Consider the following 18,067-nt stretch of genomic DNA (forward strand, 5'->3'; position numbering starts at 1 on the left):
CAGATGCGAAGAGCCGAATTAACTCGGTCGAACAATGGCCGCAGAGCTGTCAACCTAACCCACTGATTTGCGAGCAACCTAGTCTGTCGTCCTTGCAGTTCGTCACACGCTCCAGGAATCGCGCTGATTGCCCTGCGGGATACCAAGCTAGCGCAGAGGACGAGCACCGCACCCCCGGCTTTCCATGGGCGTGGACCAACCACTCGCCGCTCCTCATGGCGGTCCTGATCCTCACCTTGGCCCGTCCGCGAAGGGCGGCAGCAGATGCAGGGGCCCCTCGTCGCGCACCACTAGAGCGCACTCAAAACCTCCCTGAATCGCCAGCGCACCCGAGACTTCTCCCATCAGCACCGCAGCCTGGCAACAAAACCGCTTAGACGTCCGTCACATCATGGCCTGAATTCTTCAATTCTCTCACCAACACCCAGAAGCTGATGAATAGCAGCGGCAGCACGCGCTGCTGCCCTTCCATCGCCGTAGGGGTTAATTGCTGCTGACATTCTTTGCCAAGCGTCTCTGTCAAGCAGCAGTGAACAGAGCTCCCCGTACACAGTCGCCCGCTTGGTCCCGACCAATCGAACCGTCCCAGCATCAACCGCTTCAGGGCGTTCCGTTGATGATCTCATAACGAGCACCGGAACACCGAGGCTCGGCGCTTCCTCTTGCACTCCCCCGGAATCGGTCAGAATCACATCAGCCTTATTCTGAACATGAACGAAGTCATGATAATCGAGCGGCTCCACCAAAGAAACGTTCGGCACTTCCGATAGTTCTGCTTCTAACACATTCCGGACGATCGCATTTCGATGCATCGGAACGAGGACGTTTAGGTCTGGGACTCGAAACGCAGCGTCTCGGACCGCCGTCATCGCGTCCCTCATCGGCTCCCCCCAAGACTCGCGACGATGCGTGGTTACCAGTAACCTACGGCCGCTTGACTCGGACCAAGAGCGGACCGCGGGATCGACGAAATTATTCGGAACATCAAGCCCTTCGAACAACGCATCAATAACGGTATTACCCGTCACCACTATAGTTGACGCGTCCACACCTTCGCGTTCCAAGTTTGATTTAGATACCTGAGTAGGTGCAAGGTGCAAGGAAGACAGAGGCGAAATCAGCCGGCGATTGGCCTCTTCCGGATATGGATTACCCATGTCCCACGTCCTCAGCCCTGCCTCCAAATGGACAACGGCCTGCCGATTATAGAACGCCGCTAACGCCCCCGCGAACGCACTCGTAGTGTCCCCCTGGACAACCACAGCATCTGCGCCAACCTCTGCGAGTGCAGCGCCGCACTTCTTGACTGCTAACGACGTCATATCGGAAAGCGAAGCGCCGGTCGACATAATATCGAGATCAACGTGGGGGTTGATGGAAAATAGTTCGTTAACTTGGTGCAGCATTTCCCTGTGCTGTCCCGTGACGAGCACCGTGACGTTAATCGAAGTCGAGCGGTTAAGCTCTTTTACCAATGGGGCCATTTTAATTGCTTCGGGACGAGTACCGTAGACGAGGGCAACCTTTTTCATCAGTAACCTTTCTTCTGCATCCGAGATAAGGCCGGATGACATATTACTTACCCAAGAGGGGAACACGTAGACCCAACGACTCCAACTCAGCCTCAGACTCCGCTGCCTGCAACCTCCGCACGAGACTCCACTACGCTATCGCGCACAGAGAACACAACCAGGCAGCAGCAAAATAGTGCGAGAGAAGGGTCCAATAGTCTCACTTCAGTCGTGTTATACGCAACCAACACTACTGACAGGCTCAAGCACCAAGAGGCCCCTGAAGCGGAGCGATGGACCAAGACCATCGATCCCAGCACCGCTCCAGCCAATAACGCAACAGCAGCCGCCACGCCGATCACGCCCGTCTGCACGCCGACGTCCAAAAAACCGTTATGGGCTTGGAACGATCCCAACTCCGACTCGTACCAGGCCATCATGATGGCGGCATTCCCGAAGTCCGCCGTTGACGAAGAAGTAGTACCCAGCCCCCAGCCAGTCCATGGTCTTTCACGGATCGCCATAATTGCCGCCTCCCACACCTCGGTGCGACCCGAGAGCGTCGGGTTATCGGCATAGCCAACCAAATCGGAGAAGAACTCCACCGTCCTCCTACCGAACACAAGAGCCGCTCCGAATATCAGGATGAGCATGAGCGCTAAAGCCTCGTAACCAAATCTGCGCAGTACGGCTAGGAGGCCATAAATGCCCAAGCCGAGTATAGCGTAATTCAACCCGCCATCAGAACTAGTTTGACCGATAAGTAAAAGCAGAGCGACCGCTAGCGCTACGTACCCAACTTTGCTAACGCCCGTGGAAGCAACCGAGACCATGTAGCAAACGCCGACGAACGCAATAACAATAGTGAACGCCATTAAATTTGGATTCGCCAAGAAACCATGAAAGGACCGGTACGACAATCCCGCTAAACCCGAGATCTCCGCCACATAACTGACCATGACTTGAGCCGCCGTACCCCATGTCAGAAATTTGATGATATCGGTGACGCGGAGAGCCCGGACAACACCCATTACTACAACAACAGTCACGACCATTAGCCCGAACTGAGCTACTGAACGGTTCAAGTGGATCGATTGCGGCAGACTTACGAGTGACACAGCCAGCAAAACCGCGACCGCCCACGGCATCGTGACGTTAGACGAAAAACTCCTACGCACCAGTACAAGTGCGACAAAAAGAGCGGCAACCCTCAAACCTACATGCGGCAAAGGCAGGATGAACCCGAGGAGTAAGACGGCTGCTGCGCCAGCGCTTCTATAGTTGCCATCTAGCATCTCTTCTCCTTCGGACACTCACGCTCGCCGACTAGCCACCAAATCGATTTCTCTGACGAAACGGTCGGCGCAACGAGACTAGCAATCACGGACGGCTCCGGATGCCTCGGTCCAATACATGCGCCAGCTCCTCCCACCGATTGGACTCGGCCAATCTCAGCGCGTTCTCCGCCATCGAAGTCCTAAACTCCGAGTCGCGAGCGATACGGCGAGCCGCGGCCGCGAGGGCGATCCCGTCGCCCGGCTCTACAACTAAGCCTGCGGACCTCCTGTACACCTCCTCCCATTGCCCGGTAATCCTCGACACAATTACCGGCACACCTAGCGAAAGGGACTCTAGAACCTTGAAGGGTGATACACCGTGGACCGTTGCCGGGGTCACTGTTTTTACCGAAATTGAAAACAGCGCTCCCGCAATAACGGAGCGGGATTCGGCTGCTCCTAGCCTACCTAGCCAGACAACGTTAGAATGACCGGCCGATCCAATTAACCCGCTGCAAGGCCCATCACCGACGATCACTAGCGGCAAATCCGTGGGCCAATTCTCGTCCTCTATCGCCTCCAACATGACCTCAACACCCTGCCACGTAGCAAGTGCGCCTGAAAAGCAGGCATAACGACTTGGCAGCAAAGACTCAACCGAGCATGTCTCAGAGACCACGGGATCGCCAACACCATTAGGGAGTACAGTTGCATGTTTCCCGACTGTCTCAAGAATCCAGTTACTGATTCCGTGCGTGGCTGCAAAGATCTCATCTGTCGCGCGAAGCTGAAGACGCACTGTACCCATGTAAAGGCGAGCAACCCGACGGAGCCACGGATGGGAACTCATCGCGTCCTCCGGCACACCCTGCATGAGCGTGACAGTGCGCTTCCGCAAACCTTTTGCAACCAATACGGTTAGAACACCCGCTGGGTGGAAGCGAAGAACCACTACGTCCGCCTTGGCAACAACCGTTAAGAATTTTGCGAACACAGTAAGCCAACGAACAACCGTGGTAGATCTATCCGAATAACATTCGATGACCTCGGGTACCCCAATTGCGCGAAGCCTACGCTTCGTGCCCTCGAGGTGAAGCTGCGGGGCTGTCCCGTCCGCCGCCGATTCGAAGGATACAAGTATTACTGTCTGATCTCGCATCGAGAAAATCCTTTCGCCGCTCTACTTGCCTACTAAGCACCTTGTACTTTTTTACCTCTTACCATAGATTGGGATTATTGACGTCGCCAAGACCTGCAAGAGGTAACCGGATGCCATGAACGAAGCTAGCACTAGCACTGTCTCTGCAGCGGATAGCGGAATCGAGGCGACGAGGGCAAATCCGGCAGCGAGCAAAAGAAGGCGTAAGAGTTCAACGGCAAGGTGCTGGTGGCGAAACCCTAAGACCGGGAGGACTTGGCTCAATGGGGACGCGATCACCTGCAACGCCAAGAACGGAAGCCACGCAAGCATGAATGGAGTCATCTCCACCCATTTCTCCCCTAGTACGAAACCAACGCCCAATAGGGAGAACACCGAGTACACCGTCGAGATGGCTAAGGAAGCGGGAATCATGTAGATCAGCCATTTTCTCGCATGGCGTACCCCGTCACCTGTAGCGGCTTGCGATCGGCCAACCTCTGCTGTTATTAACTGGGCAAGAGCGAAGCCAATCAACGACATCGGCAACACCGCAATTCGCCACGAGAAAGAGACGTACCCGAACTCGGTTTCGCCGAGAGTCTTTCCCAAGACAATCAGCGGCGCAGCGAGGTTCACTTGGGCGAGCAGCGTGGACCAGACAGTCGACCACGGTACGCGTGAAACAACCCTACGAACCCGGACCGTAGGTACGAGCCTCGACGCCCGTTGGCGATAACTCATAGACAGTGCAGCCGCGCCGGCAATTCGCCCCACCGTCACAGCTCCCATAAGCACATACGCTGCACCGCCTGCTATAGCAGCTGCGGCCTGCAAGACAGCAGTGGAGGTCCCCTGATACAAAGAAGCGCGCCCGCTTTTGCGGAGCTTTCCATCTGACAGAGCCAGTGCATTCAAAAGTGCAAACGACGAGGTCGCTACCGTCGCCGCGAGCAGAAAGCTTAGCGATACTACAGCGCTGCCACTCCCCATAAGCAAGGGAGAAAAGGCGGCGGTCAGGAGAGGAGAGACTACCAGTACGACCCGCAAACCTTGGGACAGCACTGCCGCCTGCTCATCGCGTTCTGTAGTGCCGTGAATGACGATGTCGAACCTGAGGTTCGCGACTGAGGAGGCTAACCCAACTATCGTCAACCAATATTGCCAAACCCCTACCTCGGCCGGAGTGAAACCGCGGCTCACAAGAGGGAGCGATAGCAAAACTAGCGATTGAGCAACGACTACGGCGAGAACATAGCGTCCACGCGCGGGGACCATGGGCTTCACCATCTAGCCGAGTATTTGGAGATCGGGACAGTACTGAACCAATTCGCTACCGACTCACCACTACGGCTCCTAATTTTTCCAAAATCCCCTCGTATCGATCCGTATCTTCTGGCGTACCTCCGCAGATGTTCGCAACGAAGCAAATGCAGCGTGATCCACCAGGAGAACTAGTACGTCGCTACTAATTACCGCTTCTTCATAACCGACAAGACGAACGTGGGTATCAGACAGCACCTGCGGAAGCTCCCTCACGTGAGGCTCAGCAGCGAGAACGTCGAACTCTCCCAAAGTTGAGAGTTCGCGCACCACTTCGACCGCCGGACTCTCTCTTAGATCATCGATATTAGGCTTGAATGACAGCCCTAAACAAGCAACCACCGGGACTCTACCAAGGTTGAGATCTAGCGCTGCTTGCCTTATTTTCCTTACAATTTTCTCGGGTCGGCCGTTGTTCACCGTACGAGCGGCCGGGATTAACATAGCCTCTTTCGGAGCAGCCGCTGCTAGGAACCAGGGGTCTACTGCTATGCAATGACCCCCCACGCCCGGCCCCGGATCCAGAATATTCACCCTGGGGTGCCGGTTAGCCAGTCGAATCACCTCCCACGGGTCGACCCCTAGCGCTTCACTTATGTTGGCCAACTCGTTCGCGAAAGCTATATTGACGTCTCGGAAAGAGTTCTCCGCCAACTTGGCCATTTCCGCACTAGTCGCGTCCGTCCGAAGCAAGAGGCCTTTGCAGAATGTTTCGTAGACTGCCGAAGCTTTATCCGAACAGGCATCACTCAACCCACCGATCACGCGGTCATTGGACACCAGTTCCTCGAGTACCCTACCGGGGAGGACTCGTTCGGGGCAGTGCGCTACGAAGACTTCGGTCACCCCGTCATGGGTGGGGAAGACTAGGTCTGGGCGTAGCGATGCCATGGCTTTTTCAACCATGTGTGTGGTACCCGGCGGACAGGTCGATTCGATGATAACTAGCGCGCCCGGCCGTAGCCTCGGCGCGATCGATCCCACAGCACTTAATAGGTATGAAACGTCCGGCTGATTATCATCCGTAATGGGGGTTGGCACTGCGATCAAGTAAGCATCCGCTACCGGGGTCTCGGTGGTAGCCGTTAAGTTCCCGTTTTCGACTTTTGTCGCCAAAAGCTCTCCCAATCCGGGCTCGACAATCGGGGCAACTCCCTCATTTACCTTGCGAACAACTAGCTCATTCGTATCCACACCCACTACGCGAACGTTATCGCTAGCGAGTACTACGCTAGTGGGTAAGCCGATATATCCGAGGCCTACGACCGCAACTGTACCTTCGAACTTCATTTCTCTCCCTTATTAGCTTGGTAGACAACCGTGATCGTGAGTCCGATTTGTCAGACCTATGAGCTTGAACAATCGGCCAGCTTAAACGATTACAAAAAGGGCCTAGATCCCATTATCGGGGGAATTGCGTCGCAAGCCTCCGGGGTATGCGTTGCAGTTCAGCCAGTCTCTGGCTAGTTTATGATCAGTTATCGCCTGGAGTTCGTCTGGGTCTAAATCCAGGCGGGGTACTCGGACCTCTGACAGAGCCTCGTGTTGACGGCCGACGACCGGTTCCTCAGTCGGGTCGAAAAGATCCTCGCTAATCTTCTCGTTTTCGCGCAACCCGGTGTAGACAATCTCAATCTGCCTGCCAGACTGCTCGATAAGGGTCCGGGCCACGTTGGCTATTTTAATCGGCTCTCCCATGTCCAAAACTAGGGTGTCTCCGCTTGACCCCACCGCCGCTGCCTGCAGCACTAATTGACAAGCTTCGGGGATGGTCATGAAGAATCGCTCGACCTCCGGCGCGGTGACGGTGAGTGGGCCACCGTCCTTAATCTGTTTTTCAAATACCGTGAGCACTGAACCGCGCGACCCCAGGACGTTGCCGAAGCGAACGGAAACGAACTTCGCCGCCCGGTCCTCGGCCGCGCTCGCGGCCGTGATTCGTTCGGCAATCCGTTTACTAGTCCCAAGTGCTGAGCTTGGGTTTGCAGCCTTATCCGTAGAGATGTTTACGAACGTTTCGACTCCATTGGCGGAAGCCGCCTCAAGCAAGTTATGGGTTCCCATGACGTTCGTTTTTAGCGCTTCCAAGGGATAGTGCTCGAGAAGAGGCATATGCTTAAGAGCGGCTGCGTGGAAAACTATCTGCGGCTTGCGCTCTGCGAAGATCTTTGAAATTGAATCCCGGTCGCGAATCGATGCCAATATCGTATCATCACCATCCAGCATGGCTTGGTCGTGAATTGATAATTGCACTGAATGCAATCCCGATTCATCGCGATCAAGCATCATTAGTTCAGCCGGACGGAACCTTATAATTTGACGACAAAGTTCTGATCCAATTGAACCTCCTGCGCCGGTAACCATAATCCGCTTGCCCCGGAGGTACTGGGCGATCTGCGTTTGGTTTAGTTTTGCCGGTTTACGACCCAGGAGGTCCTGAACATTGATCTCGCGAAGCTCGTCGGCAGCAACTCGCCCCTGCATCATCGTGTTGAGTGGGGGCAGTACGAGAACATGTAACCCTGCAGCTTCGGCCCGGTCGCGGATATCAACTAGATCCTCACTTGGGAGACTTGGGACCGCAATCAAGAGGGCCGACGCCCCTGTCTTCTTCGCTGCTTGCTCAAACAATGTTCGGTCGCCATGCACTCGAACGCCCTCGATCACCATCTGCCGCTTGCCTGGGTCGTCATCGAGAATCGCGACCGGGTTGAACTGAGAGCCCTCCGAACGGCGAAGTTGACGTACGAGCTGCGCCCCGCCGTCGCCAGCGCCAAACACCAGGGCAGGCTCAGCGTCCTCCGAGACGCCAGCACCGAACAGCTTCTTTCGCCGCACCAGCGATCTAAGAACCAGCGCAGAGAGAATCGTAAACGCACCAGTTACTATCGGCATCGAACTCGGTAGATTCTCGTAGTGTCCTGCGATGATATGTCCGAGGAAGACAATGATCGCCGCCACGGCAAAGGCAAATGTGAGTGCGCTCGATTCAAGAATGCTACCCGGTACATACCGGCCGCGGTAGAGGCCCAAGAGCAATCCGAGGATTGTGGACAAGACGGTGAGCGCGGCGAGTACCAGATAGAAGCTTGCAGTAGTGAGGGAGCTAGCTAACTCCTCGACTGAAAAGTCAAACCGCAACCATAATGCCAGGATGAACATCGCTGTCCACAGGACAGCATCAACTAGAATCCACTGTGAAATCCCGGTCCGCCACCTGCGCTGGATTGAGGTCATAATTCACGCCTCCGCAGTTGGTGCCGGGCTCTTGGATGAATAGTAGTAAGAGTCGTAGTAGCCAACCCCACCCTTCTTGGCTGGTCTGTTTGCAACCGTCACCAGACCCAGCACTGGCGCGTCCGCTTTAGCCAAGATATCTATAGCCTGATTGACTTGGTCAGTAGTTGTGCGGTTCGAGCGCACCACCAGCAGCGCGCCGTCTGTGATCCGGGCCAACAGCGCGCCGTCAGTCACGGGAAGCAAGGGCGGGGCGTCGATGACAACGTAGTCGTATTCTCTGCGCAAATCTTCGACCAGGGTCCGGGCCACCTCCGACGCCAGAAGCTCTGAGGGGTTAGGCGGAAGTGGGCCGCAAGCCAATAGCTCAAGCCCATCATGCCGGGTCTCCTGCACCACCTCGGTGAAGTCCGTCTGCCCCGAAAGGACATTGGTAAGACCCACCTTGTCCGGCATTGACATGTAACCCACCACCAGCGGCCGACGTAGGTCCGCTTCGACCAATAGCACCCTGTTTCCTGACTCAGCCAGGGCGAGGGACAAGTTGATAGCGGTCTCAGTCTTCCCCTCCGCTGCTACCGACGAGGTCATCACAAAGACGCGCGGAGGGTTGTCCACGTTTAAGAACTGCAGGTTTGTTCGCAAACGTCGGAACGCTTCAGCCGCGGGCGAGTGCCCAGCTCGGAATGGTACGAGGTGCTCCGATCCCTCCTCCGTGTCTTCTCCCTTGCGGAAGGGGATCATTCCCACCACGGGCTTGCTTGTCAGCTCTTCTAACTGTTCCTTGGATTTGACTCGCCGGTCCAAGGTGTTGACGAGCAGTACGAAACCGATGCCCGCGAGCAACCCCAGTGCGAGTCCGACCGCGACGTTTTGCGCAGTCTTAGGCGCAACAGGGGAAGTCGGGAGGCCCGGGGGGTTGACGACGGTCAGTTTTGCTAGCGCCGGGCCGCCACCCTCCGGGGTCTCCAGTCGGTTAATAACTTCGGGCAGGACTTCACCGAAACCCTGGGCCACCTGCATAGCGCGTTCCGGATCCGAGTCGGTGACCGAGACGTTCAGCAGGACTGTTTTCGGGTCAGCGGCCGCGGTGGTCATGCTGGCTACTTTGCTAGGACTAAGATCAACCCCAGAGCTATCAATCACGTCCTGTGCGATGTCTGTGCTCTCGATCAGGGCTGCGTAGGACTGAACTCGCTGCTGAGCTCCAAGCGAACCCTGATACGCGGCTGCCGCGGCATTCTCACCGCCGGCCACCGTGACGTAAAGCTGAACCTTCGCCTCATAGGACGGAGTCATGGCGAGACTCGCCCCGAGCGCCAGCAGCCCCCCGACCAACGTCGCCGCCGCAATGGATATCCAGCGGGCTCTAAGCACGGACAGCAGGTCCCGCAGATCCACTCCAGGGTCCTTTCCTCGATGACGGTCGCAAGCAATGACCCGGTTAGTACCTGAAGCGGGCCATTCGCCGATGCTACTTTGCTGAGGCGCACCTCAGTAACCCGAGTTCTCCCGATGAACATGGATTCACCAAACTCCAACTTTGCGGCTATGCCGCTTTTACGTACCGACCGCTTGTCTCGCGATGTTTCTGCACAAACGTTCGACGCAGCTCCCGCCACCAAACTAGCGTTGTCCAGCCTCCCTTCGTCATTGGGCTACCTTCGATTGCTCCGTCGCCTGTCCGCCTGGTCATCGCCCCCACCTGCGGTTAGATTTCCTGGTGGGTCAGTCGTCGCGATGACCGGCGCTAACCCCGCTGATTCACGGAGCGTGAGGACTGCTGGTGCCGGGTGACGACGGCGCTGATTTCGTGTGTGGGCGTGCGAGGGTGCCGGCTGGCGCTGCCGGTGGGCGGGTCTCCGGTGGTGCTGTCGAGTGCGGGCAGGTGAGGTCAGGCGGGTTTGGGGATCGCGGCGATTGTGTTGAACACGGCGACGATGGCGGTGGCCCAGGGCCACGTTTCGGGGATCTTCACTTTTCGCCGTCGTCCGCTTCGGGTCAGCCGGGCTGCGACGTGCAGGAAGCGGTAGCGCAGCGCTTTGGGCTCGCACAACGCCAGAACTGCGGCGTCGCCGGTGCAGGCGAGCATCCGGGTCCAGGCCACGAGATCAGCGGCGAGCATCACCGCCACGAGCCACGCCTGGTTTAGAGCGAACTCCCGCGAGGGCAGACGGCCCAGCCCGGTGTCTTTGGCGTGTCGGATCCGGTCCTCCACTCGGGCGTGAGCCCGGTGCCTGGCCTCGAGGAATTGCAGCTGACCGGTGGCGGTGTTGGTGACGAATGCTTGGTAGCGCCACCCGTCGATCTCCTCAAACATCGACAACTGCGCACCCGGGTGGGGCCGTTCGCGGCGGACGATGACTCGCATTCCGTCTCGGATGTCGCCGGAGGGATTCAATGCCGGCCCCCACGCAGCCTCTGGGCAGATCGCGATGGCCCGGCGTAGCGGGGCGGTGATGGAGAAGCCGACCGAGTACTCCACACGTCGACCACGGATGCGGTTCTGTTCGGTGATCCAATCCAGAAGGTCATGGGAGGCGCCTGCACCGTCGGATCGAATCAGCAGGTCACGGCGGTGAGCGGCGGGGATCTGCGCGATCGCCTGGCCCAGGACGTCGATGTGGTCAGCCGCGGTGTTGGACCCGGCATTGCCCGGGCGCAGGCTCGCGGCGAGGAACTCCTCTGTGTTGTCGCACCACACACCGATCGGGTGGTACCCGAACGTGCGCTTGTACGTCGGTGCGGCGTTCTCTTTTTCGCTGTGAGTGACCACGATCGTGGCGTCCACATCGAGCACGACCGTCGACTCAAGGTCTCGACCTGCACATTTGGATGCGGGCACCCCGCCGGGCAGGCGGGACCACACGTGACGGCGGGTGCGGGCACGCGCCACCTGGATCTTCTTGCGCTTGCCGGCAGTGATTTCATCGAGTGTGCGCCACACCGTCGGTGCCGACGCCACCGGGCCCAGAGCCTCGGATTGGTGGCGCAGGACGCCGATGTCGGAGATGGATTCGCCGCCATCGGCGAGCATCACCGCCAGGTCGATCAGCACCCGGCCACGGTCATGGATTGGGATGAACCGTCTGCGAGTCATGGCCTTCGACAGTTCGACGGTCAGCCCCACTCGATCCGCCAGAAGGCGTGGCGCGATGGCTCCGGCGTGGGAGATCACCCCGACACCATCAGCAGTAACGGACAGACCAGACGACCACGACGTACGCTTCACCTACCGAGTGCTTTCTGTGTGGGGACATGGAACCTTCGACAAGTCCCAGTTTCCCCTGCTCAGGAAGCACTTCGGTCTATTTTCGCCCAGCGATCCGCAGATCCCCGTGAATCACCCAGGCTAACGACGACCACGTTGCGGCTTGCAGGCAGTTCGGCCCAGGACCTGATGCTTGCCTCGCAGAATGAAGGCCGCGGGCGGCCGAACCTTGCCTCCCTCGATTCCTCCCCCTGCGCGAGCGCGCGCCATCGGGCCTGATTGTGGAGGCTGAGTTGGGCCGCCAGGGCCCTGAGCTAGCGCGGGCAAACTAGAATGAGGAGCTGCACATTTTTCGCCCGCGTGAGGGGGTACATATCCACCTCGCACTTCCGCCAATCGGGCCCGCCTCCTAGCTCAGGCCGACTTCTTCGCCGACGCCTTCTTCGCTGCGCTCTTCTTGGCCGAGGTCTTCTTCGCGGTCGATTTCTTGGTTGGCTCCTTCTTCGCCGCGGCCTTCTTGGCGGGAGCCTTCTTCGCCGTCGTCTTCTTGGCCGGGGTCTTCTTCGCCGGCGCCTTCTTCGCCGAGCTCGAGCTGCTCTTCCTGGCCGAGCTCGAGCTGCTCTTCTTGGCCGAAGACTTCTTCGCGGAGCCGGAGTCCTCGTCGCCATCGTCATCGCTGGAGTCCGCGTCTCCCCCGCGGTCCTTCACACTCGCGTGCAGGGCGGCCAGCAGGTCGGCGACCTCGTCGTCACCGTCGTCATCCTTGGCTTCCTCGCGGTCCTCGACCGTGAATGCCTCTCCCCCGGCCGCCTTGGCCTCGATAAGCTCCTTGAGCTGATTCTGGTAGTCGTCCTCGTACTTCTCCGGTTCGAAATCCGCCGCCATCGTCTCGATCAGCGACGCCGCTGGCCGATAGGCCCAGTGGGTACCCCTGGCGCGGCGATCCGGTGTCCACGATGTTGCGAGATAGCACACCAACTCGCCGAACCCGCAGTAGCGACAAGCCCTATCTGCCACGCCGCCATCTTGACCTCCTGCGGCCGGACCTTGGCCTCGTTGTCCAGTCCCTCCAGGATCGCCGGGCGGATCTCATCCGGCCACAAGAGCGTCTGCAGCATGAGGATGTCCTTGTACACCCGCAGCGCACACAGACGGGTCCGGTTACGGAGCGTGAACGTGCAGATCGCCTGCCGGTCGGTGGACTCCAGCGCCTCGCGCATGAGCACGTACGCCCGGTTCGAGCGCGACGCCGGCCCCAGGAAATAGGCGTTGTCAAAGGCAACCGGATCCAGCTGATCGGCCGGGACGAACTCCGTCACCTGGATCTCGCGGGGCTGCTTCACCGGCAGGCTCGCCAGATCCTCCTTGGTGAGGATGACCATCTCGCCGTCCTCGGACTCGTACGCCTTGGCGATGTCGGAGAACTCGACCTCCTCGCCGTTGTCGTCCCGCACCTTCCTGTAGCGGATGCGTACGCCGTGGGGAGTATGCGATAGAAAGAGCCTTGCGGCAGCCGGACGCCTGTACCCCCGGTTCAGAAGGCCTCCGTAGCCTGAATCCGTGAGACCACGCTACCGTCGACGTCGCAGCATCACGGTGCTGGCGCTCGTCCTGGTGATGGGTCTGCTGGTCACTGGCCTGACCGCGGCGCGGGCCGTGCTGTTTCCGCAGATCGATTCCCCAGAGCGGGTCGACGCGATCGTGGTGGTCGCCGGCGCCAATGACGACCGCTACGTCTACGCCCGCAGCCTCGCCGAAGAGGGCGTTGCAGACCGCATCCTGGTCTCCGAGCCACCCAGCGCGACCGGCCGATACGCCGCGGCGATCGACTCCTACTGCGCCTCCACACCAGTGCTCGCCCGCGACGGTCGTCGGATCGACGTCAAGTGCTTTGCCCCCGACGTGGACACCACCGAGGGTGAGACCACCGCCGCCACCCGCATCGCCCGCGAACGCGGGTACAGCTCACTGCTGGTGGTGACCTACTGGGGTCACGTGTCGCGGGTGCGGATGTACTTCGAGCAGTGCTTCGACGGACCCGTCTACGTAACCGACACGCCCCGGCCCACCTCGATCTCCCGTCGTTATGCCCTGCTGCACGAGACGGGTGGCTACCTCAAGGCGTTTATCAGGCCGGCCTGTTGAGAGCGCGTGCATCGCGGCACCACGCCGCCGGAAGTGGTGGACCGACGGGGCGCGGGGCAGATGCTGATAGGCGGCTTGCCTCCGTGGGCACTGGTTTCCCAGCCGATTCTCAAACGCCACTGGGTTGGCACCGCGGGACCAATGAGCTCAAAACGATTGAGTCGCCGGGGCCGCGGAGGGGGAGCCCGCAGCCGCCGGCGACTCTGTCGCGCACGATGAAGGATCGCGACCAAACGCGGTCAGCGTAGTCCGCATCGTTGCGGAGCCGGCGACACCTCGAGGGGGGATAAGGCTTCGCCGCCGACTACCAGCGACATTATCCGCAGAGTGGCTACTACACAACTGTCAAGTTTGTATGCATGCCTAACGAACCAAGGCCCGACAGGGCGGGCCTCCGCCCCCCGCAGCGCGCACAGGCGGACCCGGCCAACCTGTTGATTCGTCATCTATGCGCGTCGATTTCGTCCTATGGTCAAGGAACACCCCCGTATTCCCCTCACGAAGGACCGACATGACCACGCAGACCATCGACATCCCGCACCTGGGCGGTTCGACCATCGGCTACCGGTTCGGCCGCGACTACGACCCCTCCCTGCCTACCCTGGTGATGTCCAACTCGTTCACCACCTCCGTTGAGCTGTACCGCCCGCAGGTCGCCGACGACACGCTCAGTTCGCGGATGAACCTGCTGGCGATCGAGCCGTACGGGCACGGCGCCACCAGCTCGCGATACCGGCACTTCACCTACTGGGACAGCGCGATCGCCAACCTCCAGGTGCTCGACGCACTGGGCATCGACACGGCATTCGCCCTGGGAACCTCGCAGGGCGGCTGGATCGTCACCCGCATGGCGTTGCTCGACCCCGACGCGATCCGCGGCATCGTCGTGGTGGGCACCTCCATGGACTACGAGAGCCAGGCCAGCATAGAGCGCGGCTGCTGGGACGGCTCCGACTTCTGCAGCCCCGCGATCGACGCACTCGCGGCCCCCGTCGGCGACGACTGGGTGGTCGACGACGACTTCGTCCAGGGCGTCCTCGCCGCCGGCCTCGGCGAGAACGTCTCCGACGCGGAGAAGCAGTTCTGGCTCGACACCTATCGCGCCAACTATCGCAGCGACGACGGCCGGCACCGCCTGCGCACCGCCAGCATCAACCTCCGCGACCGCGACGGCCTCGAAGCCCGGCTCGACGGCGTCACCTGCCCGGTGCTGTGGCTCCAGGGCACGGCCGATCAGGTGTACTCGGTGGCCAACGCCAAGGACGGCGTCACTCGCTTCACCGACTCCCCCTCAGCCGAACTGCAGATCGTCGACGGCGGCCAGCACTTCCTCACGGCCTCCGACCCCGACACCGCCAACACCGCGACCCTGGCATTCGTGGAGAAGTGGAGCTGACGTCACCGCGCAGTGAGCGACTCCCCGATCGCCTGGACATACGCGTACTCGTCCCCGAACAGCAGCTGATCGGCCTTCGCCCGCCGGAAGTAGTGATGCAGCGGATGCTCCCAGGCGAACCCGATCCCCCCGTGCACCTGGATCGCCTCCTCCGCCGCCGTCATCGCCGCCCGCGAGGCCAACACCCGGGACGCCGCGGCGAGGTCGGCCACCTCCGCCGCGCTCGGCCCGTCAGAACCCTGCTCGGCGCCACCCGAGGCGTCCAGCACGGTCGCCTCGGCCAGCTCGATCGCGACGAGCAGGTCCACGAGCTTGTGCTTGATGCCCTGGAAGGAGCCGATCGTCCGCCCGAACTGCTGACGCGTCCCGGCGTACTCCACCGCCATCTCCAGGCACCTCCTCGCAAGGCCCACCTGCTCCGCGGCCAGCGCGATGAGGATGCGCGAGCGCACCCCCTCGAGACGCGACGCGACATCCGGCCCCGAGATGCGGCGCGCCGCGGCTTATCCCGGTCGAGTACCGCGAATAGCCTCTCGGATAACCGGCCCTTCCGGATCCGGAGTGCGTAGCTGGGGTTCGTCGGTGATGCGGTGAGGCACAAGATGTAGGGGTCCTGGGGCGTGTGAAGATGCAGGTTCCTACGCCACGCATCGAACACCCCAGGACCCGCTTTGAACGCTACCGCCAGCCTGCTTGCCGACACCATCTGCCGCACCGTCGAGTTGGGGGTGACCATCACCGACGCCGCCGTGGCCGACGAGCTCACGCACCTGTTCTGCGCTCCGGTCACACTGGACCCGATCTGCGGCGAGTGCGGGATGGCGGGCCGGGTGCGGGACCACGTCCAGCGGAAGGTCACCGACCTGCCGATCGTCGGTCATCCCACCAGGCTGCATGTGCGGGTACCGCGCTTCACCTGCGACAACACTGACTGCAGCACCAGGATTTTCCAGCAGCGGATGCCGGCGTTGGCTGAGCCGAGGGCCAAGACCACCCGCCGCTGCAGTCGCTGGATCCTGCAGCGTCTGGCGATCGATCGCACTAGCGTGTCCGCGGTCGCCAAGGCCCTCGGGCTGGGGTGGGATCTGGTCAACGATCTGGCGGTCACCGAGACCCGCGCGATGGTCTACGACCAGCCCGGACACTTCGACGGCGTCCGCGTTCTCGGGGTCGATGAGCACAAATGGAAGCACGTCCGCGGCGACGGCAGCAGCTCGTTCGTGACCGTGCTGGTCGACCTGACCCCGGTCGTGGACGGCACCGGCCCGTCTCGCCTGCTGGACATGGTCCCGGGGCGTTCGGCCAAGGTGCTCACCGACTGGCTCGACGCCCGCGACCAAGCGTTTCGAGACCGGATCAAAGTCGTGACCATGGACGGGTTCGCCGGCTACCACACCGCCGCCGCCAAGGCCGTCCCTGAAGCACGGACGGTGATGGACCCGTTCCACGTCGTGCACCTGGCCGCCGACAAGCTCACCGTGTGCCGCCAACGCATCCAGCAGGCCACCACCGGCCACCGGGGCCGCACGGGCGATCCGCTGTACGGCATCCGCCGGACCTTGAGTACCCGGGCCGAGCTGCTGACCGATAAGCAGAAGGTCCGCCTGTTCAAGGCGTTCACCGCCAACGAGGCGCACGCGGCGGTGGAGGTCACCTACGGCGTCTACCAGCGACTCATCGCCGCCTACGAAGCCTCGGGCAAGCGGGAGGGCAAGATCGCGATGTACAAGCTCCTCAGATCGATCCGCACCGGGGTGCCCACCGAGCTGCCCGAGCTCGCGCAGCTCGGCCGGTCGCTGTGGAAAAGGCATCGCGAGATCCTCGCCTACTTCGACGTAGGCGCCTCCAACGGCCCCGTCGAGGCCATCAACGGACGCCTCGAGCACCTCCGCGGAATCGCCCTGGGCTTCCGCAACCTCAAGCACTACATCTTGCGGTCACTCATTCACTCCGGTCAGCTCCAGGACCGGATCAATGCACTCTAATTCCGGAAGGGCCGGATAACCCGGTTCCGTGCCTACTATCGCGAGAAGGTTGATCTCTTGCGCACGATCCCACCTAGAACAGATCGGACCTACCGTGACCTCTGCTGTCGCCAATATCGCCGCCTGGACCTTCGTCGCAGAGTGCCCGATTCCAGAAGATATCGGGCCTCTGCTCGTTCAGGGTGAGCAGCCGATCGCCGCGTACAAGACATTCCGCGACTCGGCGATCTTCACCACCAAGCGCCTCATCGTGCGGGACGCGCAGGGCCTGACAGGCAAGAAGGTCGAGATCTACTCCCTGCCATACAACGCGATCAATATGTGGTCGTCAGAGAACGCGGGGAGGATGCTCGACTTCAACTCCGAACTCGAACTGTGGACACGGGCTGGCCACATCAAGATCAACCTGAACCGCGGAGTCGACATCCCAAAGCTAGACCACCTCATCGCGCATGTCGTCCTGAACGGGTAGCCCGTTGCAAGACCTTGCAGCTAGACCGACTTCGTGGTCGGAGCCTTCTTCGACGCCGTCTTCTTGACCGGGGTCTTCTTCGCCGAGCTCGAGCTGCTCTTCTTGGCCGACGACTTCTTCCCGGAGCCGGAGCCCTCGTCGTCGTCGTCTTCGTCGTCGCTGTCGTCTGCGTCGCCGCCGCGGTCCTTCACACTCGCCCGCAGGGCGGCAAGCAGGTCGGCGACCTCGTCATCACCGTCGTCGTCGCTCGCCTCTTCGCGTTCCTCGACCGTGAACGCCTCTCCCCCGGCCGCCTTGGCCTCGATGAGCTCCTTGAGCTGGATCTGGTAGTCGTCCTCGTACTTCTCCGGCTCGAAATCCCCGTGATCCGGA

The 18,067-nt window shown here is 60.5% G+C and carries 15 protein-coding genes and 1 pseudogene; 4 read left to right on the forward strand and 12 right to left on the reverse strand.

The window, feature by feature from the left end:
• Window positions 1–389: 389 nt before the first annotated feature.
• The 10 genes and pseudogenes from wecB to H483_RS0119075 form a co-directional block, all read right to left on the reverse strand.
• The gene (gene wecB / locus H483_RS38390) at window positions 390–1,574 is read right to left on the reverse strand and encodes a non-hydrolyzing UDP-N-acetylglucosamine 2-epimerase (RefSeq protein WP_202959091.1); all 1,185 of its coding nucleotides are present in this window, start codon (window positions 1,572–1,574) and stop codon (window positions 390–392) included.
• Window positions 1,575–1,624: 50 nt separating this feature from the next.
• Complete coding sequence (locus H483_RS38395) at window positions 1,625–2,806, reverse strand: O-antigen ligase (protein ID WP_081615091.1); 1,182 nt, start codon at window positions 2,804–2,806, stop codon at window positions 1,625–1,627.
• Window positions 2,807–2,891: 85 nt separating this feature from the next.
• Complete coding sequence (locus H483_RS38400; RefSeq protein WP_081615092.1) at window positions 2,892–3,947, reverse strand: glycosyltransferase; 1,056 nt, start codon at window positions 3,945–3,947, stop codon at window positions 2,892–2,894.
• A 51-nt stretch (window positions 3,948–3,998) separates the two neighbouring features.
• Complete coding sequence (locus H483_RS39075) at window positions 3,999–5,216, reverse strand: lipopolysaccharide biosynthesis protein (RefSeq protein WP_152427857.1); 1,218 nt, start codon at window positions 5,214–5,216, stop codon at window positions 3,999–4,001.
• Between the two features lie 66 nt (window positions 5,217–5,282).
• The gene (gene wecC, locus H483_RS38405; protein ID WP_081615093.1) at window positions 5,283–6,539 is read right to left on the reverse strand and encodes a UDP-N-acetyl-D-mannosamine dehydrogenase; all 1,257 of its coding nucleotides are present in this window, start codon (window positions 6,537–6,539) and stop codon (window positions 5,283–5,285) included.
• A 102-nt stretch (window positions 6,540–6,641) separates the two neighbouring features.
• On the reverse strand, window positions 6,642–8,486 hold the full coding sequence (locus H483_RS38410) for a nucleoside-diphosphate sugar epimerase/dehydratase (RefSeq protein ID WP_081615094.1): 1,845 nt from the start codon (window positions 8,484–8,486) through the stop codon (window positions 6,642–6,644).
• Between the two features lie 3 nt (window positions 8,487–8,489).
• Entirely contained in the window at window positions 8,490–9,887 is a 1,398-nt protein-coding gene (locus H483_RS24035) for a polysaccharide biosynthesis tyrosine autokinase (protein ID WP_017835814.1), read from the reverse strand.
• Window positions 9,888–10,380: 493 nt separating this feature from the next.
• Entirely contained in the window at window positions 10,381–11,718 is a 1,338-nt protein-coding gene (locus H483_RS24040; RefSeq protein WP_042328974.1) for an IS1380 family transposase, read from the reverse strand.
• Between the two features lie 393 nt (window positions 11,719–12,111).
• A pseudogene (locus tag H483_RS0119070) lies at window positions 12,112–12,603 on the reverse strand (Ku protein); the annotation flags it as partial.
• Window positions 12,591–13,235: a Ku protein gene (locus H483_RS0119075; protein ID WP_256378836.1), complete on the reverse strand. Its 645-nt coding sequence runs from the start codon at window positions 13,233–13,235 to the stop codon at window positions 12,591–12,593. The pseudogene H483_RS0119070 and the gene H483_RS0119075, both read right to left, overlap by 13 nt.
• Window positions 13,236–13,257: 22 nt before the next feature.
• On the opposite strand from H483_RS0119075, the gene H483_RS24045 reads away from it, so the two are divergent.
• Complete coding sequence (locus H483_RS24045; RefSeq protein ID WP_238556222.1) at window positions 13,258–13,842, forward strand: ElyC/SanA/YdcF family protein; 585 nt, start codon at window positions 13,258–13,260, stop codon at window positions 13,840–13,842.
• Between the two features lie 511 nt (window positions 13,843–14,353).
• Window positions 14,354–15,238 carry an alpha/beta fold hydrolase gene (locus H483_RS24050; protein WP_017835817.1) on the forward strand — a complete coding sequence of 295 codons (885 nt, stop codon included), beginning with the start codon at window positions 14,354–14,356 and terminating at the stop codon, window positions 15,236–15,238.
• A 2-nt stretch (window positions 15,239–15,240) separates the two neighbouring features.
• On the opposite strand, the gene H483_RS24055 is transcribed toward H483_RS24050, so the two are convergent.
• Complete coding sequence (locus tag H483_RS24055; protein ID WP_017835818.1) at window positions 15,241–15,690, reverse strand: acyl-CoA dehydrogenase family protein; 450 nt, start codon at window positions 15,688–15,690, stop codon at window positions 15,241–15,243.
• 219 nt (window positions 15,691–15,909) lie between these two features.
• Here H483_RS24055 and H483_RS24060 point away from each other — a divergent pair, with 219 nt between their 5' ends.
• Together H483_RS24060 and H483_RS24065 are read left to right on the forward strand one after the other, a co-directional pair.
• Window positions 15,910–17,223, forward strand: coding sequence for an ISL3 family transposase (locus tag H483_RS24060; RefSeq protein ID WP_017835819.1), 1,314 nt, complete (start codon window positions 15,910–15,912; stop codon window positions 17,221–17,223).
• 94 nt (window positions 17,224–17,317) lie between these two features.
• Complete coding sequence (locus H483_RS24065) at window positions 17,318–17,695, forward strand: PH domain-containing protein (RefSeq protein WP_017835820.1); 378 nt, start codon at window positions 17,318–17,320, stop codon at window positions 17,693–17,695.
• A 20-nt stretch (window positions 17,696–17,715) separates the two neighbouring features.
• On the opposite strand, the gene H483_RS39975 is transcribed toward H483_RS24065, so the two are convergent.
• Window positions 17,716–17,886 (reverse strand): hypothetical protein, encoded by a 171-nt coding sequence (locus H483_RS39975; RefSeq protein WP_017835821.1) that lies wholly within the window; start codon window positions 17,884–17,886, stop codon window positions 17,716–17,718.
• Between the last annotated feature and the right edge of the window lie 181 nt (window positions 17,887–18,067).

Source organism: Dietzia sp. UCD-THP (genome assembly GCF_000349585.1).
Classification (GTDB): Bacteria; Actinomycetota; Actinomycetes; order Mycobacteriales; family Mycobacteriaceae; genus Dietzia; species Dietzia natronolimnaea_A.

Coding starts and splice junctions, on each gene's coding strand:
- wecB (WP_202959091.1), bottom strand. CDS start 1,574: ATGTCATCCGGCCTTATCTCGGATGCAGAAGAAAGGTTACTGATGAAA.
- H483_RS38395 (WP_081615091.1), bottom strand. CDS start 2,806: ATGCTAGATGGCAACTATAGAAGCGCTGGCGCAGCAGCCGTCTTACTC.
- H483_RS38400 (WP_081615092.1), bottom strand. CDS start 3,947: ATGCGAGATCAGACAGTAATACTTGTATCCTTCGAATCGGCGGCGGAC.
- H483_RS39075 (WP_152427857.1), bottom strand. CDS start 5,216: ATGGTGAAGCCCATGGTCCCCGCGCGTGGACGCTATGTTCTCGCCGTA.
- wecC (WP_081615093.1), bottom strand. CDS start 6,539: ATGAAGTTCGAAGGTACAGTTGCGGTCGTAGGCCTCGGATATATCGGC.
- H483_RS38410 (WP_081615094.1), bottom strand. CDS start 8,486: ATGACCTCAATCCAGCGCAGGTGGCGGACCGGGATTTCACAGTGGATT.
- H483_RS24050 (WP_017835817.1), top strand. CDS start 14,354: ATGACCACGCAGACCATCGACATCCCGCACCTGGGCGGTTCGACCATC.